The 21,195-nt window shown below is 71.2% G+C and carries 19 protein-coding genes; 6 read left to right on the forward strand and 13 right to left on the reverse strand.

Annotated features, from left to right (window positions below):
- Positions 1–47 precede the first annotated feature (47 nt).
- The 4 genes from AB0K28_RS32590 to AB0K28_RS32605 all read left to right on the forward strand — a co-directional run bounded on the left by AB0K28_RS32590 (position 48) and on the right by AB0K28_RS32605 (position 4,466).
- The gene (locus AB0K28_RS32590) at positions 48–1,547 is read left to right on the forward strand and encodes a M48 family metallopeptidase (RefSeq protein WP_364377557.1); all 1,500 of its coding nucleotides are present in this window, start codon (positions 48–50) and stop codon (positions 1,545–1,547) included.
- A gap of 115 nt (positions 1,548–1,662) precedes the next feature.
- The gene (locus tag AB0K28_RS32595; protein ID WP_345399398.1) at positions 1,663–2,340 is read left to right on the forward strand and encodes a hypothetical protein; all 678 of its coding nucleotides are present in this window, start codon (positions 1,663–1,665) and stop codon (positions 2,338–2,340) included.
- Between the two features lie 141 nt (positions 2,341–2,481).
- Complete coding sequence (locus AB0K28_RS32600; protein ID WP_364377559.1) at positions 2,482–3,849, forward strand: DUF4832 domain-containing protein; 1,368 nt, start codon at positions 2,482–2,484, stop codon at positions 3,847–3,849.
- 74 nt (positions 3,850–3,923) lie between these two features.
- Positions 3,924–4,466 carry a GNAT family N-acetyltransferase gene (locus tag AB0K28_RS32605; protein ID WP_345399392.1) on the forward strand — a complete coding sequence of 181 codons (543 nt, stop codon included), beginning with the start codon at positions 3,924–3,926 and terminating at the stop codon, positions 4,464–4,466.
- 86 nt (positions 4,467–4,552) lie between these two features.
- Here AB0K28_RS32605 and AB0K28_RS32610 read toward each other — a convergent pair whose 3' ends face one another.
- On the reverse strand, positions 4,553–5,014 hold the full coding sequence (locus AB0K28_RS32610) for a MarR family transcriptional regulator (RefSeq protein WP_345399388.1): 462 nt from the start codon (positions 5,012–5,014) through the stop codon (positions 4,553–4,555).
- 57 nt (positions 5,015–5,071) lie between these two features.
- Between AB0K28_RS32610 and AB0K28_RS32615 the strand changes: the two genes are divergently transcribed.
- On the forward strand, positions 5,072–5,848 hold the full coding sequence (locus AB0K28_RS32615; RefSeq protein WP_364377562.1) for an alpha/beta hydrolase: 777 nt from the start codon (positions 5,072–5,074) through the stop codon (positions 5,846–5,848).
- A gap of 242 nt (positions 5,849–6,090) precedes the next feature.
- On the opposite strand, the gene ppdK is transcribed toward AB0K28_RS32615, so the two are convergent.
- The 10 genes from ppdK to AB0K28_RS32665 all read right to left on the reverse strand — a co-directional run bounded on the left by ppdK (position 6,091) and on the right by AB0K28_RS32665 (position 17,439).
- On the reverse strand, positions 6,091–8,727 hold the full coding sequence (gene ppdK / locus AB0K28_RS32620) for a pyruvate, phosphate dikinase (RefSeq protein ID WP_364377564.1): 2,637 nt from the start codon (positions 8,725–8,727) through the stop codon (positions 6,091–6,093).
- 485 nt (positions 8,728–9,212) lie between these two features.
- The gene (locus AB0K28_RS32625; protein ID WP_364377566.1) at positions 9,213–10,403 is read right to left on the reverse strand and encodes a HAMP domain-containing sensor histidine kinase; all 1,191 of its coding nucleotides are present in this window, start codon (positions 10,401–10,403) and stop codon (positions 9,213–9,215) included.
- Positions 10,400–11,068 (reverse strand): response regulator transcription factor, encoded by a 669-nt coding sequence (locus AB0K28_RS32630; protein WP_364377568.1) that lies wholly within the window; start codon positions 11,066–11,068, stop codon positions 10,400–10,402. Before AB0K28_RS32630 ends, AB0K28_RS32625 begins: the two co-directional genes overlap by 4 nt.
- Positions 11,069–11,078: 10 nt before the next feature.
- Positions 11,079–11,726 carry a trypsin-like peptidase domain-containing protein gene (locus AB0K28_RS32635; protein WP_345399376.1) on the reverse strand — a complete coding sequence of 216 codons (648 nt, stop codon included), beginning with the start codon at positions 11,724–11,726 and terminating at the stop codon, positions 11,079–11,081.
- A gap of 704 nt (positions 11,727–12,430) precedes the next feature.
- Positions 12,431–13,375: a VWA domain-containing protein gene (locus AB0K28_RS32640; protein WP_364377570.1), complete on the reverse strand. Its 945-nt coding sequence runs from the start codon at positions 13,373–13,375 to the stop codon at positions 12,431–12,433.
- Positions 13,372–14,325: a DUF58 domain-containing protein gene (locus tag AB0K28_RS32645; RefSeq protein WP_364377572.1), complete on the reverse strand. Its 954-nt coding sequence runs from the start codon at positions 14,323–14,325 to the stop codon at positions 13,372–13,374. The genes AB0K28_RS32640 and AB0K28_RS32645 overlap by 4 nt, the downstream gene beginning before the upstream one ends.
- Positions 14,322–15,305, reverse strand: a complete 984-nt coding sequence (locus AB0K28_RS32650) for a MoxR family ATPase (protein ID WP_364377574.1) — start codon at positions 15,303–15,305, stop codon at positions 14,322–14,324. The genes AB0K28_RS32645 and AB0K28_RS32650 overlap by 4 nt, the downstream gene beginning before the upstream one ends.
- Positions 15,302–15,448, reverse strand: a complete 147-nt coding sequence (locus tag AB0K28_RS32655) for a hypothetical protein (protein ID WP_345399367.1) — start codon at positions 15,446–15,448, stop codon at positions 15,302–15,304. The genes AB0K28_RS32650 and AB0K28_RS32655 overlap by 4 nt, the downstream gene beginning before the upstream one ends.
- A 184-nt stretch (positions 15,449–15,632) precedes the next feature.
- Positions 15,633–17,018, reverse strand: a complete 1,386-nt coding sequence (locus tag AB0K28_RS32660; protein WP_345399364.1) for a glycine--tRNA ligase — start codon at positions 17,016–17,018, stop codon at positions 15,633–15,635.
- 97 nt (positions 17,019–17,115) lie between these two features.
- The gene (locus AB0K28_RS32665) at positions 17,116–17,439 is read right to left on the reverse strand and encodes an antibiotic biosynthesis monooxygenase (RefSeq protein ID WP_364377577.1); all 324 of its coding nucleotides are present in this window, start codon (positions 17,437–17,439) and stop codon (positions 17,116–17,118) included.
- Positions 17,440–17,498: 59 nt separating this feature from the next.
- Between AB0K28_RS32665 and AB0K28_RS32670 the strand changes: the two genes are divergently transcribed.
- Positions 17,499–17,879 (forward strand): DUF6703 family protein, encoded by a 381-nt coding sequence (locus AB0K28_RS32670; RefSeq protein ID WP_364377579.1) that lies wholly within the window; start codon positions 17,499–17,501, stop codon positions 17,877–17,879.
- Here the strand turns inward: AB0K28_RS32670 and AB0K28_RS32675 are convergent.
- Both AB0K28_RS32675 and gcl read right to left on the reverse strand, forming a co-directional pair.
- Positions 17,876–19,429: an aldehyde dehydrogenase family protein gene (locus tag AB0K28_RS32675; protein WP_364377581.1), complete on the reverse strand. Its 1,554-nt coding sequence runs from the start codon at positions 19,427–19,429 to the stop codon at positions 17,876–17,878. The genes AB0K28_RS32670 and AB0K28_RS32675 overlap by 4 nt on opposite strands.
- A 6-nt stretch (positions 19,430–19,435) precedes the next feature.
- Entirely contained in the window at positions 19,436–21,157 is a 1,722-nt protein-coding gene (gene gcl, locus AB0K28_RS32680; RefSeq protein ID WP_364377583.1) for a glyoxylate carboligase, read from the reverse strand.
- Positions 21,158–21,195 lie beyond the last annotated feature (38 nt).

The following is a 21,195-nucleotide window of genomic DNA, read 5'->3' on the forward strand; positions in this document are numbered from 1 at the left end:
GCTAGTGTCAAGCCTCGCGAGAACCCCTTCCCCGGGAGCCCTCCCCCATGACGACAGCATTCCGAGCGGTGTTGGCCTTCACCCTGCTCGCCGGCTTCTACGTGCTGGTCGGCCTCATTCTGGCAGCCGCGGTCTTCTTCGACGTGCTGCTCGTGGTGGACTTCCACGCCAACCTGGTCAAGTTCGCGGTCGTGTTCACGCTGGCCGCGGGCGCGCTCGTCCGTGCGCTGGTGATGGTCAGCAGGCGCGGCGACGGCGAGCAGCCGGGCGTGGCGGTCGGCCGCGAGCACGAGCCGGTGTTGTGGCAGACGGTGGAGGAGCTGGCCCAGCGCGTCCGTACGGCGCCGCCCGACGAGATCAGGCTGGTGCCCGAGGTGAACGCGGCGGTGTCGGAGGACACCAAGTTCCTCGGCATGAAGGCGACCAGGCGGCGCATGTTCATCGGCCTGCCGCTGCTGCAGACGCTCACGGTCGACGAGTTGCGCGCGGTGCTCGGCCACGAGCTCGGCCACTACAGCGGCGCGCACACCCGGCTGGGCGCGCCGGTCTACCGCGGGCGGGTCTCGCTCATCGCGACCGTCCAGGGGCTGCGCAACCACCCGTTCGTGCAGCGCCTGTTCACCTGGTACGCCAAGCTCTACCTGCGCATCTCGCAGGCCGTCTCGCGCCGGCAGGAGCTGGAGGCCGACCAGTTCGCGGTGGCGATCGGCGGCCGGCAGGCCATGGCGGGCGCACTGCGCAAGATCCACTCGACGGCGGCCGGCTGGGACCTGTACGTCAACAGCTACCTCGTGCTGACCGGCGCGGGCGGCGCCAGGCCCGCGACCGTGTTCGGCGGCTTCCACGCGCTGATGAGCGACCCTGAGCGGCAGTCGCAGCTCGCCAGGCTGGCCGAGCAGCCCGACGAGGTCTCGCCCTACGACTCCCACCCGAGCCTGTCCGAGCGCCTCGCGGCCATCGAGCACCTGCCGGAGCCGCAGCAGGTGCCCGACCCGCGCTCGGCGCTGACGCTGCTCATCGACGCCAACGTGGCGGTGCAGGCCGTGGAGCAGTCGATGTGGAGCCAGGAGGCACTGGCGACACTGCGTCCCGTGCCGTGGGAGGACCTGGTCGCCCACGGCATGTACGCCGGCCGCAACGCCGACGCCCTGCACGACCTGGCGGTGGCGGGCCAGCAGGTGATGGGGGCCTCGCGGCCGTACCTGGACGCGGCCTTCGAGGCGATCGCGCGCGGCAGGCAGGCGGAGCTGGAGGCGAAGCTGCTGGAGCAGGGCTGGAACCCGTCGCCGACGCTGCTGTCGGGCGTGCTCGGGCAGGCGCTGGAGGCGGTGCTGATCCAGCTCGGCCAGGCCAAGTGGACGCTGTCGTGGTCGGGGCCCGCGCGGCTGCTGTTCGACGACGGCGAGGAGGTGGCGCTGACCGAGTACGCCGCCCAGGTCGCGACCAACCCGGCGGCCGTCGCGGGGCTGCGGCAGTGGCTCGGCGACCACGGGATGCGCCACGACTACGTGCCGCTCGACGTGCCCAGCCCGGCCGCCCTGCACTGACGAGCACGCTCGCGCGCAGGGAGAACGCGGACGAAAACATCGGCGATCCCTTGCCAGGTTGCGATCCGTGGCCTTACGGTCACCGTTAGCATACGGACGGCCTGGAGGAGGCCATGTGAGCAGGCAGGACGGCGGGGCCAGGGCGATGCTTCCGCACATCGCCTGGCGGCTGGAGGAGATGCTCGCGGCCATCGCCGAGCGCAGGCCGCGCGCGACGGGCGCGATCGAGCAGGCGCTGCGCAAGGTGCCGCGCCACTGGTTCGTGCCCTCGCGCGGGCTCGTGCTCGAAGATGACGGCGCGCGGCCGATCGACCGCGACGACGATCCCACGGCCTGGTGGGACGCCGTCTACTCCGGGCGGCCGATCGCCACGCCGAGCAGCCGCGACCCGAGCTCCTACCGCTGCGTGGCGCTCGCGCCGAGCTGCGTCGTCGATCTGCTCGAGTTGCTGGACCCGCGTCCCGGGCAGCGGATCCTGGAGGTGGGCACGGGCAGCGGATGGATCACCGCGCTGCTGTGCCGGCTGACGGGCGAGTCGGGCAGCGTGACGTCGGTGGAGGGTGACGCGACCGTGGCCGAGGAGGCGTGGCGGAACCTGGTGGCGGCCGGGGTGCGTCCTCACCTGATCGTCGGTGACACGGCGCGGGGGTGCCCCGAGCGGGCGCCGTACGACCGGGTGCTCGCGCCGGCCGTCATGCCCGACACGTGGGTGGCGCAGGCGCGGCCGGGCGCGGTGATCGTCGGGGGGAACGACCGGGCGGCGATGCGGCTGGTGGTCCCTTCGGACGACTGACACTTACCGGGGACTCCACTGTTAAGCATGGGAGGGCATGGCTTTTTCCTGGGTTCCTGTTGGCGAGGTCTTGACTTAATTCTCATGGACTCCATGATTAGTTGCGCAAGCCCGAGACCCCCGGCATGCCTAGGGAGCCCCATGCCCAAGCTCGCACGCACCCTCGCCCTCCCGCTCCTCCTCTGCGCGTCCTTACTCACCGCGCCCCCGGCCCTGGCCGCCGGCAAGGCGGCCACGGTGACCTACGCACAGAGCGGCGCCGACGTCGCCAACCCCGAGCGCGGCTTCTACCACCACACCGGCGACTGCGACAAGAACGACTTCGACGCCGACACCCTGCGGAGCTACCGCACGAACGAGAACATCTCGCTCGTCATGTGCGTCTTCTACCTCGCCGAGTTCACCGGCCGCCCGCTCAGCCAGGCCGCGCTGGCCCAGCTCCAGCAGCAGTTCGACACCGTACGGCAGGCCGGGCTGAAGATGATCCTGCGCTTCGCCTACACCACCTCGGAGGACGGCGCCGACGCGCCCAAGGACCGCGTGCTGGCCCACCTCGACCAGCTCGCCCCCTACCTGCGGGCCAACCAGGACGTCATCTCCGTCATGCAGGCCGGCTTCATCGGCGCCTGGGGCGAGTGGTACTACACCCAGAACTTCGGCAACGCCGGGAACGTCACCGCCGCCGACTGGGCCAACCGCAAGGCCGTCGTCGACAAGCTGCTGAGCGTCCTGCCCTCGACGCGGATGGTGCAGCTGCGCACCCCCAAGTTCAAGCGCACCCTCTACTCCACCACGCCGGTCACCCCCGGGCAGGCGCACGGGGGCTCCGCCGTGGCGCGGATCGGGCATCACAACGACTGCTTCCTCGCCAGCCCCGACGACTACGGCACCTATGAGGACGCCGCCGTCGAGTACCCGTACCTCTCCTCCGACACCGCCCACGTCGCGATGGGCGGCGAGACCTGCAACCCCAACCCGCCCCGCTCCGACTGCCCCACCGCCCAGGACGAGCTGGCGCGCTTCCACTGGTCGTACCTGAACGCCGACTACCACACCGGCGTGCTCGAGAGCTGGAGCACCGGAGGCTGCCGGGCCGCGGTCAGCCGCAGCCTCGGCTACCGCCTCTCGCTCGTCTCCGGCACCTACCCGGGCACGGCCACCCGCGGCGGGCGGCTCCCCGTCCGCATCACGGTCAGGAACGACGGGTACGCCGCCCCCGTCAACCCGCGCGGCCTGGAGCTGGTGCTGCGCGACACCGCCACCTCCGCCGTCACCCGCATCCCGCTGTCCGCCGACCCGCGTAAGTGGCAGGCGGGTGGCACGACGACTGTCGCGCAGACGGTCACGCTGCCCACGTCCTTGCCGGCCGGCAGCTACGCGCTGCTGCTCGGCCTGCCCGATCCCTTGCAGCCCTCGCGGGCCGAGTACGCGATCCGGCTGGCCAACGACGGCACCTGGGAGGCCACGACCGGCCTGAACAGGCTGCTGCACACCGTCACCGTGCGCTGAGGCCCTCCTGCGACGGGGAGGGCGGCGCGCTTATTCGGTTGACCGGCCGTCCCAGAGGTCAGGACGATGACCGGATGCAGATCGAGTACGTGCGGCTCTCCCCGGACGACACCGAGGCGCTGGTCGCCTTCCTGATGGCCGACCCCTGGCCGTTCCACGCCGGGGTGCAGGATCCCGAGGCGATCAGGAAGCGGGTCGCCGACGGGGTCTACGACGACGCTGACAACCGGACGTTCTGGCAGATCGCCGACGGGGAGCGGGCCGGGCTGGTCAGGCTGACCGACCTCAGCGACGCGACGCCCATGTTCGACCTGCGGATCCTGCCCCGCTTCCGGGGGCGCGGGCTGGGCAAGGACGCGGTGCGCTGGCTCACGGCCTACCTGTTCGACGCCTTCCCGCAGATCCAGCGGGTCGAGGGGCAGACGCGGGGCGACAACGTGACGATGCGGGCCGTCTTCCGCGCGTGCGGCTACGTCAAGGAGGCCCACTACCGCGAGGCGTGGCCGGCGCCCGACGGGTCGGCCCACGACTCGATCGCCTACGCGATCCTGCGCCGCGACTGGGTCTCCGGCACGGTGACCCCGCTCGTCTGGGACGACGAGCCCGTACGCCGCTGACCCGCCTGTCTGGGACGACGACGAGCCGGCCGACCTGCTTGCGGCTCCGCCCGGAGGCCCGCGCGGGCCTCCGGGCGATGGGCGTTTCAGTCCATGTCGATGTCGTCGAGCAGCCTGAGCAGCCGTGACAGGACGTGCAGGCAGGTCTCGATCTCGGCTTCCGTGAGGTCGCCGCCCGCCTGGCGGAGCACCGTACGCTCGCGCTCCATCACCGCCTCGATGGCGGCCCGCCCCTCCTCCGTCAGCCGGATCAGCGACGAACGCTTGTGCGCCGGGTTGGGCGCGGTCTCGACCAGGCCCCGCGCGGCGGCGTCGTTCGTCATGCGCTGGACGAACTGGCGGCTCAGCGCCTGCTCCCTGCCCATCTGCGGCACGGTCATGGGGCCGTGCTCGCGCAGCATGTTGAGCACCGCCCGCACCCCGACCGACAGGCCCTCGATGGGCGCGTCCTGCTCCACCTTGCGCTGGGCGCGCCGGTAGAGGGGGCCCACCAGGTCGAAGACCTCGGTGAGACGGTCGGTCGGTGGCGTTCCTCGTGTCTCGCTCACTCCTCCATCATGACACCTGAGTTGTCATTCTCGCGCCAACATGACACCTTGGTTGTCATGAAGGATCTGTTCTGGACCGAGAACGGCACCGGCAAGCCCGTCGTCCTGCTGCACGGCGGCTTCCTCGACCACACGATGTGGAACGACCAGATCTCGGCGCTCTCCGACCGCTACCGGGTCATCGCGTACGACGCCCGCGGCCACGGCCGCTCCGCCAACGCCACGGGGCCGTACCGGCTCACCGACGACCTCGCCGCCCTGCTGCGGCACCTCGGCACCGGGCCTGCCGTGCTGGTGGGAGTCTCCATGGGGGCGGGACTCGCGGTGGACACGGCCTTGGAGCACCCTGAGCTGGTCAGCGCCCTGGTGGTGACGGGGGCGGGAACGAGCGAGCCGTACTTCGAGGACCCGTGGACCCGGCAGGCGATGACCGCCTGGCACGCCGCGATGGCCGCCGGCGACCTGGAAGGCTCGATCGAGGGCTTCCTGACGGTCGGCTTGGGCCCGTACCGCGACCTCACGGAGCTCGACCCGGAAATACCGCGACGCCTGCGAGCGATGGCGCGAGCCACGATGAGCAAGCACACGGCAGACGAACCCAACCACGTCATCCTGCTGAAGGACACCTGGCACCGCATAAGGGAGATCAAGGTCCCAGTGCTGGCCATCCACGGCGCCGCCGACTCCCCCGACCACGTGGCAATGGCCGAACGCCTCGCCACCACGGTCGTCAACGGCCGCTCGGTGACCATCGACGGCGCCGCCCACTACCCGAACATGGAACGCCCAGACACCTACAACAAGCTCTTGGAGGACTTCCTCACCTCCCTGTGAAGCACCCGCTCACCAGGCGCGACAGTACAGCTCCTTCGGCGGAAGGGGATGGTGAGAGCCCTCACACGGCTCGCTACGACGGCCCGGCCGGCCCTCCCCCGGCCCCCTGAGGTGCGCGCTCGCCCGGTGCGAGGTGCGGCATCTTGGGTGGGGAGGGAGTAGGGGGCCCTTACACGACGTGAGCCGGCGCCTGCCCTTTCCCGGTCGTCGGATGGGGAGGGCGGGCGCCGGTGCCGGTGGGTTCAGCGGGTGTCGGATTCGTTGTCTGCGAGGGCGGCGCGGCCGGCTTCCAATCTGGCCACCGGGATGCGGAACGGGGAGCAGGAGACGTAGTCCAAGCCCACATCGTGGCAGAAGTGGACCGAGTCCGGGTCGCCGCCGTGTTCGCCGCAGATGCCGAGGTGGAGGTCGGGGCGCGCGGCGCGGCCCTCGGCCACCGCGATCTCGATGAGGCGGCCGACGCCCTCCCTGTCGATGCTCTCGAACGGCGAGACGCCGAAGATGCCGAGGTCGAGGTAGCGGTGGAAGAACGAGGACTCCACGTCGTCGCGGGAGAAGCCCCACGCCATCTGGGTCAGGTCGTTGGTGCCGAAGGAGAAGAACTCGGCGGCCTCGGCGATCTGGCCCGCGGTGAGCGCCGCCCTCGGCACCTCGATCATGGTGCCGATCAGCGCCTCCACGCCGGCCTCCGCGAGGATCTTGACGGCCTCCTCGCGTACGGACTCCAGCTCCTGCACCGCCGCCACCAGCGGGATCATGATCTCGGGACGCGCGCCGGGCACCTCGGCGGCGGCCTGGGCGATGGCCTTGACCTGCATCGCGAACAGCCCTGGGATGACCAGGCCGAGCCGCACGCCGCGCAGCCCCAGCATCGGGTTCTGCTCGTGCAGGCGCTTGACGGCGCTCAGCAGCCGCCGGTCCTTGCCGGTGGCCTCCTGGGTGGCGGCCTTGATCGACAGCTCCACCAGGTCGGGCAGGAACTCGTGCAGCGGCGGGTCGATGAGCCGGATCGTCACGGGCACGCCGTCCATCGCCTGGAAGATGCCGATGAAGTCGGACTTCTGCAGCGGCTCCAGGGCGTCCAGCGCGGCCTGACGCTCCTCGTCGGTGGTGGCGAGCACCAGGTCCTCCACGAGCTGCCGCCGCTCCCCGAGGAACATGTGCTCCGTACGGCAGAGCCCGATGCCCTGCGCGCCGAAGCGGCGGGCGCGGGCGGCGTCGTCGGGGGTGTCGGCGTTGGCGCGCACCCCGAGCCGGCGTACGCCGTCGGCGTGCCGCATGATCCGGTCCACGGCCTTGACCAGGTCGTCGGCGGGCTCGGCGGCGCCTTCGAAGTACTCGACCACGGCCGACGGCACGACCGGCACCTCGCCCAGGAAGACCTCGCCGGTGCGGCCGTCGATGGAGATGACCTCGCCCTCGGAGACCTCGACGCCGCCGGGCGCGATGAAGCGCCGCTCGGCGGGGAGCACCTCCAGCTCCTCGGCCCCGCACACGCAGGTCTTGCCCATGCCGCGGGCGACGACGGCGGCGTGCGAGGTCTTGCCGCCGCGGCTGGTCAGGATGCCCCTGGCGGCGATCATGCCGGCCAGGTCGTCGGGGTTGGTCTCGCGGCGGACGAGGATGACGTCCTCGCCCTGCTCGGCCAGCTCGACCGCGCGCTCGGAGGAGAAGACGGCCTTGCCGACGGCGGCGCCCGGGGAGGCGTTCATGCCCTTGGCGATCTTCTTCTTCTCGGCGCCGCCGTCGAAGCGGGGGAACATGAGCTGCGCGAGCTGGTCGCCGGTGACCCGGGTGACGGCCTCGTCCATGGTGATCAGGCCCTGATCGACGAGCTGCGTGGCGATGCGGAACGCCGCCGCGGCGGTGCGCTTGCCGACCCGCGTCTGGAGCATCCACAGCTTGCCGCGCTCGATGGTGAACTCGATGTCACAGAGGTCGCGGTAGTGGTTCTCCAGCGTCTCCATGATGGCGAGCAGCTCGCGGTAGGAGCTCGGGTCGATGCGTTCGAGGTCCTGCAGCGGGATGGTGTTGCGGATGCCGGCGACGACGTCCTCGCCCTGGGCGTTCTGCAGGTAGTCGCCGTAGATGCCCTGCTGGCCCGAGCCGGGGTCGCGGGTGAAGGCGACGCCGGTGCCGGAGTCGTCGCCGTAGTTGCCGAAGACCATGGCCATGATGTTGACGGCGGTGCCGAGGTCGGCGGGGATGCGTTCCTGGCGGCGGTAGAGGATGGCGCGCGGCGCGTTCCACGAGTCGAAGACGGCCATGACGGCCAGGCGCATCTGCTCGCGCGGGTCGGCGGGGAAGTCCGCGCCGGTCTGCTCGCGCACGATCCCCTTGTACGTCTCCACCAGCTGCTGCAGCTCGCCCGCGTCCAGGTCGGTGTCCTGGCGCCGCCCCTTCAGCCGGTCGAGCGCGCCCTCGAACAGGTCACCGTCGATGTCGAGCACGGTCTTGCCGAACATCTGGATGAGCCTGCGGTAGGAGTCCCAGGCGAAGCGGTCGTTGCCGCCCGCCTGCTTGGCGAGGCCGTGCACCGACTCGTCGTTGAGCCCGATGTTGAGCACCGTCTCCATCATCCCGGGCATGGAGAACTTCGCCCCTGAACGTACGCTCACCAGCAGCGGGTCGTCGGCCTGGCCGAGCTTCCTGCCCATCGTCGACTCCAGCGCCGCGAGGTGCCCCGCGACCTCCTGCTCCAGCCCGTCCGGCAGGGAGCCTTCCGCCAGGTAGTGGCGGCACGCGTCGGCGGTGATCGTGAATCCAGGGGGAACCGGCAGCCCGAGGTTCGTCATCTCGGCGAGGTTCGCGCCCTTACCGCCGAGAAGATCTTTGAGATTCCTGTTGCCCTCGGTGAAATCGTAAACGTATTTGGCCACCACAGCTCCAATCGAACGCCTCTGAACCGGACTCTACCGGTGAAATTGATGATGAAACTGCACCCCTCCGTTAAGTCGATGTTTGTGCTGGTGAACACGGTACGACAGGTCTAATCCAATTTTAAGAACCGTGGTCGTAAAATTGGATTAGACCAGTGGTTTACACCAATTCTTGAGAAAGGCGGACAGCCGATGCAGAATCACGTCACACCTCCACCAGGAGGCCCCATGGCACTCCCGCCAGGCCGGGAAAAGGGCAAGGCCCGGCCCGCCGAGCTCGCCCGGCGGGCCGGCGGCTCGGCGATCTTCCTGGATGAGCGGTGACCGTCGCCACGTTCGTAGCGGTCAACCCGGGTGTGGGAGCACGGGGCCTACCCGCAGGGCGCGCCGCCCGCGCTGGCTGACGGTGCCGCAGGACGCCTGCGAGCTGGTCGTCAACGGGCCGCGCATCGTCGTGTTCGTGCTGCCTGTACTGGCCTTCCTTGTCACCCGCGCGCTGTGCGGGCGGTGCTCAGGGGGTTGATCTCCGGGGGCGCGTCGCCGGCGCCTTCTCGGGGCGGCAGCCAGAGCACGAACGTGGCGCCCTGGCCGAGCCTGGAGAAGACCGCCACCCTGCCCCCGTGCGACTCCACGATCTGCCGCACGATGGCCAGGCCCAGGCCCGTGTGGCGGTCGCGGCGGCTGGCCTCGCCGCGCCAGAACCGGTCGAACACCCGCGCCTGGTCCGCCTCGCGCAGCCCGGGGCCGTCGTCGCGGACCGCCGCCCACAACCAGCCGCCCGCACGCCCGGCCGCCACTTTGATCGTGCCGCCCGGGGGCGAGAGGCGGACGGCGTTCGACAGCAGGTTCGCCACCGAGCGGCGCAGCGCGTCGGCGTCGCCGATCATCTCCAGGCCCGTCCCGAGCTCCCTGACGATCGTCACGTCGCGCGCGGCGGCCGGAGCCGCGTACTCCTCGCACGCCTCCCCCGCCACCCAGGCCAGGTCGACCTCCGTGTCCGCGAACGCCGTGCCCTGCCGCCGCGCCGTCGCCAGCAGGTCCTCCACCAGCGTCGTCATCCGGGTCGTCGCGCGGTCCACGATGGCGACCGCCCGCGCCCGTTCCTCCTCGCTGGCGTCGGGGGCGGCAAGGACGGCGTCCACGTTCGCCCTGATGATGGTCAGCGGGTTGCGCAGCTCGTGCGAGGCGTCGTCGATGAGCTGCCGCTGCGCGCTGAACGCCTCCTCCAGCCGGTCGAGCATCGTGTCGATGGTGTCGGCCAGGTCCTTCAGCTCGTCGCGCGGGCCGTCCAGCTTGATGCGCCGCTTCAGGTCGGTGGCCTGGATCTCCTCCGTCGTACGCGTGATCGACCGCACCGGCCGCAGCACCCGGCCCGACAGCACCCAGCCGATGCCGAGGCTGGCGACGTACAGGCCGGCCAGGGTGAGCAGCGAATACTTGCGCAGCGCCGCCATCGTCTCGACGTTGACCGCGTTCTCGACCTCCTCCACGAACACCACCTCGCGCCTGCCGAGGTACTGGTTGCCGCTGTAGGTCTTCGCGAACTCCGTCGAGACGGGGCGCTGCTCCGTCGTCTTCGACACGGCGAAGTAGATGCCGCCGAGCACCAGCGTGGCCAGCACGAACAGCAGGCCCGAGTAGAGCACCGTGAGCCTGAAGCGGATGGTGTGGATCATGACGCCGGCTCCTTGAGCCGGTAGCCCCGGCTGATCACGGTCTCGATCAGGCCGTCCTCCTGGAGCTTGCGGCGCAGGTTGCCGACCGTGACCCGCACGGTGTTGGTGAACGGGTCGGCGTGCTCGTCCCAGACGTGTTCGAGCAGCTCCTCCGTGGAGACGACGTGGCCCGGGCGGGTCATCAGGTAGTGCAGCACGCCGTACTCCTTCGGTGTGAGCGCCAGCGCGCGGCCGTCCAGCGACACCTCCAGCCTGGCCGTGTCGATGCGCAGGCCGCCCACCTCCAGCACCGCCGTGCCGCCCGTCGCGTCCCTGCGCAGCAGCGCGCGCACCCTGGCCAGCAGCTCGGGGAACGCGAACGGCTTGACCAGGTAGTCGTCGGCCCCCTCGTCCAGGCCCCGCACCCGGTCGTCCAGGCGGTCGCGGGCGGTCACCATGATGATCCGCACGCCCTGGCCCGCCGCGCGTACCGACCGGCACAGCTGGAAACCGTCGCCGCCGGGCAGGTTGAGGTCGAGCAGCACCAGGTCGTAGGTGTTGACCTGCAGCTTCTCGTGCGCGGCCGGGGCGTCGAAGGCGACGTCCACCGCGTACCCGGCCCGGACCAGGCCGACGCGCATGGCGTCGACCAGGTCCTCTTCGTCCTCCACCACCAGCAGTCGCATGTCTTGCACCCTAATTTCGGATGATGCGTTCGGCGATGGGCGCCGCCCTGTCGATCGGGATGGCGAAGCCGATGCCGATGTTGCCGCCGCCCCGGCTCGCGGCGATCGCCGTGTTCACGCCGACGACCTCGCCCTGGGCGTTCACCAGGGGGCCGCCCGAGTTGCCGGGGTTGATCGAGGCGTCGGTCTGCACCGCCGTACGGCGGGAGTCGCCCAGGCGTACCTCGCGGTCGAGCGCGCTGACGATGCCGGACGTGACCGTGCCCGACAGGCCCAGCGGCGACCCGATCGCCAGCACCTGGTCGCCCACCGCCAGCTCGGACGACCGGCCCAGCGTGGCGGGCGTCAACTCGCCGGGATGATCCACTTCCAGGACGGCCAGGTCCTCGCCCCGGTCCGCCCCGGCCACCCGCGCGGTGAGCCGGGTCCCGTCGGCGAGCACCACCGTCACCTGCGTACTGCCCGCGACCACGTGCGCGTTGGTGAGGATGTGCCCCTGGCCGTCCACCACGAACCCGGACCCTCCTGAGGTCCCCGTCTCGATGGACACCACGCTCGGCAGCACCCGCGCCGCCGTCGCGCTGAGCCCCGTGAGCGGCGCGGAGGGGGCAGGGGCCACGCGGGGCAACGCCGCCGGCGCAGCGGGTTGCTCACCCATCCGCGCCCCCGCGAGACCCCCCGCCACCCCACCCGCCATGCCGGCCACGGCCCCGGCGACGACAGCGACCAACGCCGCCGCCGCCAGCACCCGCCCCCGAGAGAGGCCGCCTCCAGACGACCCACCCGCCGCCACAGGCGAGCCCCCGGCGGGCAGCGAGCCAGGGGAACCCCTGCCCATGAGCGAGGAGCCCCCCAGGGCCGCGCCGTGGGAAGCCCTGCCCATGGACGAAGAGCCCGCTGAGGGCCCACCTACGGGCGCCGCTCCGGAGGAGGAGCCTCCCTCCGGAAGCGCGCCCCAGGAAGCCGTGCCGCTGAATGCGAAACCGGTCGGCGACGTACCTTCCCCCGAGGCGCGGTGTCTGGACGGGGGCGGCGCGGAGCTGAGGAGGTGCCCCGCACCCAGCCCAGCACCCAGCCCCGCCCGCACACCGGCCCCCGCACCCAGCCCAGGGCCGGCGGCGGACCCCGCTTCCGCGCGGGGTCTCAGGGCGGCTGAGCCGGGCTCTGTGTCCGCTCCGCTCTTCAGGCCCGGTGCGTGAACGGGTCGTGGGGCGGTGTCGCCCGTCCCACCGGCATCTGTGCCGGTGGCGGGGCGGCGGAAGGGGTTGCGGGGGCGTCTTGGGGACGGGGGTGCGGGGGCGGTGGGCTGCTCGGGAGGGGGTGGAGTGGTGAAGGAGGGGCCGTTGGGGGTGCCGAGACCTTTCATGGGAGCCTCGAGAACCAGAGCAGCGACGTCACCGCCGCCATCAGGCCGAAGATCAGGCCCGCTGCCACGAACCACTGCCAGACCTCCTGACGTTCGGTGCGGTAGCCGACCGAGGTGCCGATGTCCTCGTAGACGGCCTGCAGCTCGTCCCCGCTCGCGGCCTCGTAGAAGCCGCCGCCCGCGGACTCGGCGAGGCTCCGCAGGGCGGGCCCGTCCACGGGGACCGGCACGTCGCGGCCGGACAGGCTGATGACGCCGTCCGCGGTGCCGTACGCGATGGTGGTGACGGGGACGCCACGGGAGGACGCCTCGGTGGCGGCGTCACTGACCGTGCGGCCGGTGGTGCTGGAGCCGTCCGACAGCAGCACGATGTGCGCGGGCGGCGCCTCCTCCTCGGTGTCGAGCGCGGCGATGGCCTCAAGCGAGGTGAAGACGGCCTCGCCGATGGCGGTGCCCGAGTCGGTGCCGAGGCGCTCCAGCGCGTACAGGACGGCCTGCCGGTCGGTGGTGGGCGGCACGGCGACGGAGGCCGAGCCGGAGAACGACACCAGCCCGAGGTTGAAGCGTTCGGGCAACCCCTGAACGAACTGGGTGGCCGCCGCCTTGGCCGCCTCGAACCGGTTGGGCGCGACGTCGGTGGCCCCCATGGACGCGGACACGTCGAACGCCACCATGATCGTCGCCCGTTCCCTGGGCACCCGCACCTCGGCTGTCGGCCGGGCGAAGCCGATGACGAGCAGCGCGAACATGAGCAGCAGCGCCGCCGCAGGGACGTGCCTGCGCCAGCCGGGCCGGCGCGGCGCGACCTTGTCGAGCAGGTCGTAGTTGGCGAAGCGGACGGCGTAGGAGGTGCGGCTGCGCAGCGCCATGACGGCGTACGTGACCGCGAGCAGCGCCACCGGGACGAGCAGCAGCAGCCAGAGGGGCGCGATGAGGCTCACGCTACCCCGCCTCCTCCCATGGGTGCCCCGGTGTGCCGGGTGGGGCCGGCGGCGAGCGAGGCCATCCTGCGCTGCCGCATGACGTGCTGGACGAGGTCGCGCACCCAGTCCCGGTCGGTACGCAGCCGCAGATGCGCGGCCCCGGCCCGGCGCAGCGCACCGGAGACGGCGTCCCGCTGCGCGAGCGCGGCCTCGGCGTACCTGCGGCGCAGCCGGGCGCTGCCGGTGGCGACCTCGCGCCGCCGCCCGGACTCGGGGTCGATCAGCGTGAGGATGCCGACGTCCGGCAGGGTCAGCTCGCGCGGGTCGATCACCTCCACGGCCAGCACCTGGTGGCGGGCGGTGAGGCGGCGCAGCGGCGGCTCCCAGGTCTCCGGCGTGTCGAGGAAGTCCGACACGACGACGACCAGCCCGCGCCGCCTGGTGACCCGCCCGAGTTGCTCGGCCGCGACGCCGAGCAGCGGCTCGGCCACGCCCGGCGGGGTGCGCGGCAGCGCGAACGCCGCCTGCAGCAGCGCCATCAGGTGCGGCCTGCCCGTCCTGGCGGGCAGCGTCCTGACCCCGCCGCCATGCAGAAGGTGCACGCCGATGCGGTTGCCGGTGCGCTGGGGGAGGAAGCCGATCGCCGCCAGGGCCGACAGTGCGAGCTCGCGCTTCTCCATGGCGACGGTGCCGAAGTCCATGCTGGCGGTGGCGTCGAGCAGCGCCCAGATCTCCAGCTCGCGGTCCGCGACCAGGTCACGGACGTGGGGCTCGTTCGTACGCGCGGTGACGTTCCAGTCCATGCGCCGCACGTCGTCGCCCGGCCGGTACGCCCGCGACTCCGCCGGCTCGCTGCCAGGACCGGGCACCAGTCCCAGATGCTCGCCTTGGAGCAGCCCATCGAGTCTCCTCGTGATCGTCAGCTCGAGTCTGCGCAGGGCGGGCTCGGCCATCAGGTACGGCTTCATGCGGCGTCCGTCCGCTGCTGGGGCGCGATGACCGGCAGCGGCACGGCGGCCAGCACCCGGTCCACGACCTGGCGGGGCATGACCCCGTCGGCCAGCGCGTCGAAGGAGAGCACGAGCCGGTGGGCCATGACGTCGTGCGCGAGGTCGCGTACGTCCTCGGGCAGCACGTAGTCACGCCCGCGCAGCAGGGCGAGCCCGCGGCCGGCGGCCAGCAGGCCGAGCGTGGCCCTGGGGCTGGCGCCGAAGGCGAGGTGCCGGCCCACGTCGGGGATGCCGTACCGGTCGGGGTCGCGGGTGGCGTAGACGAGGCGGACGGCGTACTCGGCGACCGCGTGGTGCACGAAGACCTCCTGGGCCCTGCGCTGCAGCGCGACGACCTCCTCAGGGCCGAGGACGCTCTGGGGCGCGGGCGGGTCCACGCTCATGCGGTAGACGATCGCCAGCTCCTCCGATTCGCTGGGATAGTCCACGTCGATCTTCATGAGGAAGCGGTCGCGCTGCGCCTCGGGCAGGTGGTAGACGCCCTCGGACTCGATGGGGTTCTGGGTGGCCAGCACCAGGAAGGGCCGGGGCACCTCGTACGTGGTGCCGCCGATGCTGACCTGGTGCTCGGCCATGATCTCCAGCAGCGCCGACTGCACCTTGGCGGGCGCCCGGTTGATCTCGTCGGCGAGCAGCAGGTTGACCATGACGGGCCCGAGCTCGACGTCGAAGGTCTCGCTGGAGGGCCGGTAGATCCTGGTGCCGACGATGTCGGCGGGCACCAGGTCGGGGGTGAACTGGATGCGCGCGAACGTGCCTCCGACGACCGTGGCGGTGGTCTCGGCGGCCAGCGTCTTGGCGATGCCCGGCACGCCTTCGAGCAGGCAGTGTCCCTTGGCGAGGACGGCGACGAGCAGCCGCTCGACCATGTGGTCCTGGCCGACGATGACGCGCTTGATCTCGAACAGGGCGCGTTCGAGGAGTGTGGGGTCGGTCATGGCTGCACGCTTCCGCGCTGGCAGTCGTCCACGACGACGCGCAGTTCCAGGGCGGACGGTTCGGGGTCGGCGAACGCGGCGCCGCCCGTCATCATCAGCGCGGCGGCGGCGAGCAAGACAAGAGCGAAACGTGGTGTACGCATGAATTCCTCGTCCCTCGGATCGGCCGTGATCGGCTTAGGACGAATGTCATCAAGTCACCGCGAAAACCAGCGTAACCGTCGCCTTTATACGATTTTTCGGTGGAAAACCCCAGGTCAGCAGTCCCATGGACAGCGCGAAGGGCCGCCCGCCGAACGGCGAGCGGCCCTTCCGAGACCTCGTGGATCAGTCGTTGAGGTGCTGGCGCAGGTAGGACTCGACCCCGTCGATGGAGATGCGCTCCTGGCGCATCGAGTCGCGCTCGCGGATCGTCACCGCGTTGTCCTCAAGGGTGTCGAAGTCGACCGTGATGCAGAACGGCGTGCCGATCTCGTCCTGGCGGCGGTAGCGGCGGCCGATCGCGCCCGCGTCGTCGAACTCGACGTTCCAGCGGCGGCGCAGCTGCGCGGCGAGGTCGCGGGCCTTCGGCGACAGGTCGGCGTTGCGCGACAGCGGCAGCACCGCGGCCTTGACCGGCGCGAGCCGGTGGTCGAGCCGCATGACCGTGCGCTTCTCCATGACGCCCTTGGCGTTGGGCGCCTCGTCCTCGCTGTAGGCGTCGAGCAGGAACGTCAGCGTGGCGCGGTCGACGCCCGCCGCCGGCTCGATGACGTAGGGGACGTAGCGCTCGCCGCTGTCCTGCTCGAAGAAGCTGAGGTCGACGCCGGAGGCCTTGGCGTGGGCCGACAGGTCGAAGTCGGTGCGGTTGGCGATGCCCTCCAGCTCACCCCACTCCGAGCCGGTGAAGTTGAAGCGGTATTCGACGTCGACCGTGCGCTTGGAGTAGTGGGACAGCTTCTCCTGCGGGTGCTCGTAGAGGCGCAGGTTGTCCTTGTTGATGCCCAGATCGGAGTACCAGCGGAAGCGCTCGTCGATCCAGTATTGGTGCCACTCCTCGTCGGTGCCGGGCTTGACGAAGAACTCCATCTCCATCTGCTCGAACTCGCGGGTGCGGAAGATGAAGTTGCCCGGCGTGATCTCGTTGCGGAACGACTTGCCGATCTGGCCGATGCCGAACGGGATCTTCTTGCGCGCCGACTGCTGCACGTTGAGGTAGTTGATGAAGATGCCCTGCGCGGTCTCGGGCCGCAGCCAGGCCAGGCCCGACTCGTCCTCGACCGGGCCGAGGAAGGTCTTGAGCAGGCCGCTGAACTGCCGGGGCTCGGTGAAGGTGCCCTTGTTGCCGCAGTTGGGGCAGGTGATGTCGGCCAGGCCGCCCTCGGGCTCCTTGCCGTTCTTCTCCTCGTAGGCCTCGAGGAGGTGGTCGGCGCGGAAGCGCTTGTGGCAGGACAGGCATTCGGTCAGCGGGTCGGTGAAGGTGTCGACGTGGCCGCTCGCGCGCCACACCTCGGGCGCCAGGATGACCGAGGAGTCGAGGCCCACCACGTCGTCGCGGGACTGGACCATCGACAGCCACCACTGCCGCTTGACGTTGTTCTTCAGCTCGACGCCCAGTGGACCGTAGTCCCACGACGCGCGCAGTCCGCCGTAGATCTCGCTCGACGGGTAGACGAGCCCGCGGCGCTTGGCGAGGCTGACGATGGTGTCCATGACGTCGGTGCGTCGTGCCATTTTGGTTGGTTCTCTTTCCGGCTGGAGGTCGGCGAAAGAAATTTCGATGAGCTCCCAGCTTAGGGCACGGTCGGCCGCCCTCGCGCGCGTCTGATCGCTACGTCCCGTCCGGGGTGTCACGGGCCTCATGGGCGTCATGGGCGTCCTGGGTGTAGACGTCCTCGAACGCGCTGGGTTCGTTGAGCATGAGGATCATCAGCGGATACATCACCATTTTGGCGGCCGACAGCGCCCTGCGGTAGAAGCCGGCGCCCTCCCATTCCGTGACCAGCGCCCACAGGTTGGGCTCGTCGACCGAGCGGGCCAGCCGGCCGCGCTGGTAGCCCGGCTGCTGTGCGAAGGTGTCGAGAATGGCGTGGCCCTGCTTGACGAAGTCCTGCGACTGGGACTCTGGAACGGTGTATCGGATCACGGCGAGCACCCGACCAGCCTAGAGGCGCGGGCCCCACGAGTCGCGCGAACTCCCGTAGGCTTCGCGGCGTGGCCCCTGAGAAGAGGCGCGCGGACAAGCGCGACGACGTCACCGGCGGCAAGCGCCCGCTCCCGCCGGGCGAGCAGTTCTTCACGCCGGGTGCGACCGGCCTGCGCGAGGCGGTGGAGCGGCGCAGCGCGGTGCCGATGGCCTGGATGTTCACCCAGCTGCCCCGGTGGGTGGCGCCGGCGCTGATGGTGCTCCTGCTGCTGGCCGGCTTCGCGGTGACCAACCCGCTGGGCGGCCTGGCGGTGCTGCCGGTGATCGCGTTCATCGGCTGGCTGGCCTACCTGTCGTGGCCGTCGCTGGGCGCCGGCGGGAAGCTGTTGCGGGTCGCCATGCTGACGTTCCTCGTCCTGCTGGCGGCGACCCGCTTCGGCGCCTTCTAGCCCTCCCCTGGCAGCAGCGTGTAGCCGGGGAAGTTGCCGGGCAGGCGCTCGCCGTCCTGGCCGCTCGTGGCGGCGCGAACGAGCAGCTCGCCGCCGACGAACGCGCCGCGCCACGACGCGCCGAGCCCGCCGAACAGCTCGTCGCGGTCCCCGCGCGAGCGCGGCCGGTTGTGACCGACCTTGAACGCCCGCACCTCGGGGGCCAGCCGCCGGAACGTCGCCTCCTCCTCGCACGACAGGGTGGCGACCAGGGCGCCGTTGCTGGCGTTCATCGCGGCCAGCAGCTCGGCCTCGGTGTCGACCAGCACCATCGTGTCCACGGGGCCGAACGGCTCGGCGTGGTGCAGCGGTGAGGAGGGCGGCGGGTTGAGCAGCGCCGTCGGCGCGAAATACGCCGAAATATCCTGCCCCGGCAGGAAATGTCCGTCGTCAAGCGACGCCCGATACACCGGCACCCCTCCCCTGGCCACCGCCTCGTCCACCTGGTCGGCCAGTTCCTTGGCCTTAGAGGCGTTGATCAGCGGCCCGAAGTCCAGCTCGGGCAGCGGGTCGTCGGCATCGGCCACGGCCAGCGGATGGCCGAAGCGCAGCGACCCCACCGCCTCCAGGTAGGCGGCCAGGAACTCGTGGAAGAGCGAGCGCTGCACGACGAAGCGCGGGTAGGCGGTGCAGCGCTGCTTGCCGTAGTCGAAGGAGGCGCGGATCTGCCTCGTGAGCAGGTCCCAGTCGCCGTACTCCCAGACGCCCCAGCAGTTGAGCCCCTCCTGCTCCAGCACGTGCCGCCGGCCGAGACCCCTGAGCCCGGCCAGCGAGGTCGCCACCTTCGCCCCGGCGTCCCTGCCTCCGACGAACGACACGCACCCCAGCGACGTGGAGCCGACGAGCACCGGCGACAGCTCCGCCCCTCCCCCGCTGACCAGCGTGAACGGCAGCCCCTCCCGCACGGCCAGCGCGCAGGCCAGGGTGAGGCAGCACAGGCCGCCGTCGGTGGGCGTCTTGGCGATCACCGCGTTGCCGGCCAGCGCCTGCACGAGCACGGCGTGCATGAGCACGCTCATCGGGTAGTTCCAGCTCGCGATGTTGCTGACCGGGCCCGGCAGCGGGGTGCGCCCGTCCACCATGCGGTCGATCTCCTCGACGTACCAGCGCACGCCGTCCAGGCAGCGGTCCACGTCGGCGCAGGCCGTCTTCCACGGCTTGCCGATCTCCCAGACCAGCAGCAGGGCGAGCAGGTCGCGGTGGGCGGCCATCGACTCGACGGCCGCCGACACCATGGCCTTGCGCTCGGCGAGCGGCGTGTGCCGCCAGCGCCGGTGCTCCTCCACCGCGCCCGCCACCGCCCGGCCGGCGCCCGCCCTGTCGAGTCTGGGCAGCCCCGCGATGGCGGTGCCGTCGAGGGGCGAGAAGCCGGGCACCGGCCGCCCGTCGCGGTGCCAGATGCCGCCCCAGTGATTCAGCACGCGGTCGTCGTGGAAGGCCTCGGGGGCGGCGGAGCAGCACCGCTCGTACGCCTCCCGCCACGACGTGCCCGGCTTGAGCCGCATGTCCATCCCTCCCTAGTCCGACCAGTCGGCGGTGATGAGCTCGGGCAGCGGCTCGAACTCCTTGATCGCTTCGAGTGAGGGCCCCATGGCGGCGTTCGCCTCGCGTTCCACCATCACCTCCACCAGCACCGGCAGCCGCTCGCGCGCCGCCTCGGCGCTCGCCCAGGCCAGTGCGTCGCGGATGTCGCCGGGCAGCTCCACGCGGCGCGCCGGGCAGCCGAACGCCTCCATCGCCTTGACATGGTCGATGCCGCCCTCCCCGTAGTGCAGATCGACGGCGTAGTTCATCCCGTACGGCAGCTCCGCCTGCCTGATGAGCCCGAGGTACTCGTTGTTGATCATGACGATGACGAACGGCACCCGATACTGCGCCGCCACCGCCACCTCCTCCATGAGGAACTGGAAGGAGTAGTCGCCGACCACGGCCACGACCTGCCGCTCGGGATGGGCGAGCTTGACGCCCATCGCGGCGGGCACCTCCCAGCCGAGCGGCCCCGCCTGCCCGCAGACCAGGTAGCGGCGCGGCAGGTACGTCGTCTGGAACTGGCCCGACCAGATCTGGTAGAGCCCGATCGCGGTGACGAACGTGGTGTCGCGCGGGAAGTACTCGTTGATCTCCCTGAACACCCTGGGCGGCTTGATCGGCACCTCGTCGAAGTCGTCCCTGCGGGTCAGGGTGCCGCGCAGCTCGCCGACCCTGCGCACCCACGCGGACGGCTCGCGCGGCGCTCCGCGGCGGCGCGCCTCGTCGCGTAACGCGGCGAGCACCGGCCTGGCGTGCCCGACGACGCCGAGATCGGGCTCGAAGACCCGGCCGATCTGCAGCGGGTCGATGTCCACGTGCACGAACTTCCGCCCGCGCCGGTAGACGTCGAGGTCGCCGGTGTGCCGGTCGCCGAAGCGGGCGCCGACGGCCAGCACCAGGTCGCTCTCCAGGAACGCGGCGTTGCCCCACCGCGTCTGTGTCTGGATGCCGGCCATCCCGGCGAACAGCGGGTGGTCCTCGGGGAATGCGCCCTTGCCCATGAGCGTCACCTGCACCGGCACCTGAAGGTGCTCGGCCAGCGCGCGCAGCTCGTCGCACGCCTCGGCGATGATCACGCCGCCGCCGGCCAGGATGATCGGCCGCCTGGCCTCCTCGACGAGGTCCATGGCCGCGCGCACGGACTGCGGCAGCGGCTCGGGCACGGGGACGGGCAGCGGCGCGTCCAGCTCGCGGTCGTACAGGCAGGTGCCGCGCTGCACGTCGATCGGCAGGTCGATGAGCACGGGCCCGGGCCGTCCCGAGCGGGCGATCCTGAACGCCTCCCTGAACACCCACGGCGCCTGCGCCGGCTCCTTGAGCTGCACCGCCCACTTGGTCACCGGCTTGGCGATCTCCACGATGTCGACCGCCTGGAACGCCTCCTGGTGCAGCTTGGAGCTGACCGCCTGACCGGTGACGCAGATCAGCGGGATCGAGTCGGCCAGCGCCGTGTAGAGCCCGGTGATCATGTTGGTGCCGGCCGGGCCGGACGTGCCGATGCAGACGCCGACGTTGCCGGTCACCCGCGCCCAGCCGTCGGCCGCGTGGGTGCCGCCCTCCTCGTGCCGTACGGTGACGTGCCGGATCGAGCTGTGCTGGAGCGCGGCGTACAGCGGCAGGATGGCCGCGCCGGGAATGCCGAAGACCGTGTCCACGCCCTCCGACTCCAGCACCGCGACCACGGCCTCCATGCAGGGCATTCGCTTCATCAGATACCTCCGTGGAAACCCCCGCCTTCAGGCGGGGA

The sequence above is a fragment of the Nonomuraea sp. NPDC049504 genome (genome assembly GCF_040676845.1).
Taxonomy (GTDB): domain Bacteria; phylum Actinomycetota; class Actinomycetes; order Streptosporangiales; family Streptosporangiaceae; genus Nonomuraea; species Nonomuraea salmonea.

Bases quoted from the DNA above. Each gene is read 5' to 3' on its own strand.
- AB0K28_RS32590 (WP_364377557.1), top strand. From the start codon at position 48: ATGACGACAGCATTCCGAGCGGTGTTGGCCTTCACCCTGCTCGCCGGC.
- AB0K28_RS32600 (WP_364377559.1), top strand. From the start codon at position 2,482: ATGCCCAAGCTCGCACGCACCCTCGCCCTCCCGCTCCTCCTCTGCGCG.
- AB0K28_RS32605 (WP_345399392.1), top strand. From the start codon at position 3,924: ATGCAGATCGAGTACGTGCGGCTCTCCCCGGACGACACCGAGGCGCTG.
- AB0K28_RS32615 (WP_364377562.1), top strand. From the start codon at position 5,072: ATGAAGGATCTGTTCTGGACCGAGAACGGCACCGGCAAGCCCGTCGTC.
- AB0K28_RS32625 (WP_364377566.1), bottom strand. From the start codon at position 10,403: ATGATCCACACCATCCGCTTCAGGCTCACGGTGCTCTACTCGGGCCTG.
- AB0K28_RS32630 (WP_364377568.1), bottom strand. From the start codon at position 11,068: ATGCGACTGCTGGTGGTGGAGGACGAAGAGGACCTGGTCGACGCCATG.
- AB0K28_RS32635 (WP_345399376.1), bottom strand. From the start codon at position 11,726: ATGGGTGAGCAACCCGCTGCGCCGGCGGCGTTGCCCCGCGTGGCCCCT.
- AB0K28_RS32645 (WP_364377572.1), bottom strand. From the start codon at position 14,325: ATGAAGCCGTACCTGATGGCCGAGCCCGCCCTGCGCAGACTCGAGCTG.
- AB0K28_RS32650 (WP_364377574.1), bottom strand. From the start codon at position 15,305: ATGACCGACCCCACACTCCTCGAACGCGCCCTGTTCGAGATCAAGCGC.
- AB0K28_RS32655 (WP_345399367.1), bottom strand. From the start codon at position 15,448: ATGCGTACACCACGTTTCGCTCTTGTCTTGCTCGCCGCCGCCGCGCTG.
- AB0K28_RS32660 (WP_345399364.1), bottom strand. From the start codon at position 17,018: ATGGCACGACGCACCGACGTCATGGACACCATCGTCAGCCTCGCCAAG.
- AB0K28_RS32675 (WP_364377581.1), bottom strand. From the start codon at position 19,429: ATGGACATGCGGCTCAAGCCGGGCACGTCGTGGCGGGAGGCGTACGAG.
- gcl (WP_364377583.1), bottom strand. From the start codon at position 21,157: ATGAAGCGAATGCCCTGCATGGAGGCCGTGGTCGCGGTGCTGGAGTCG.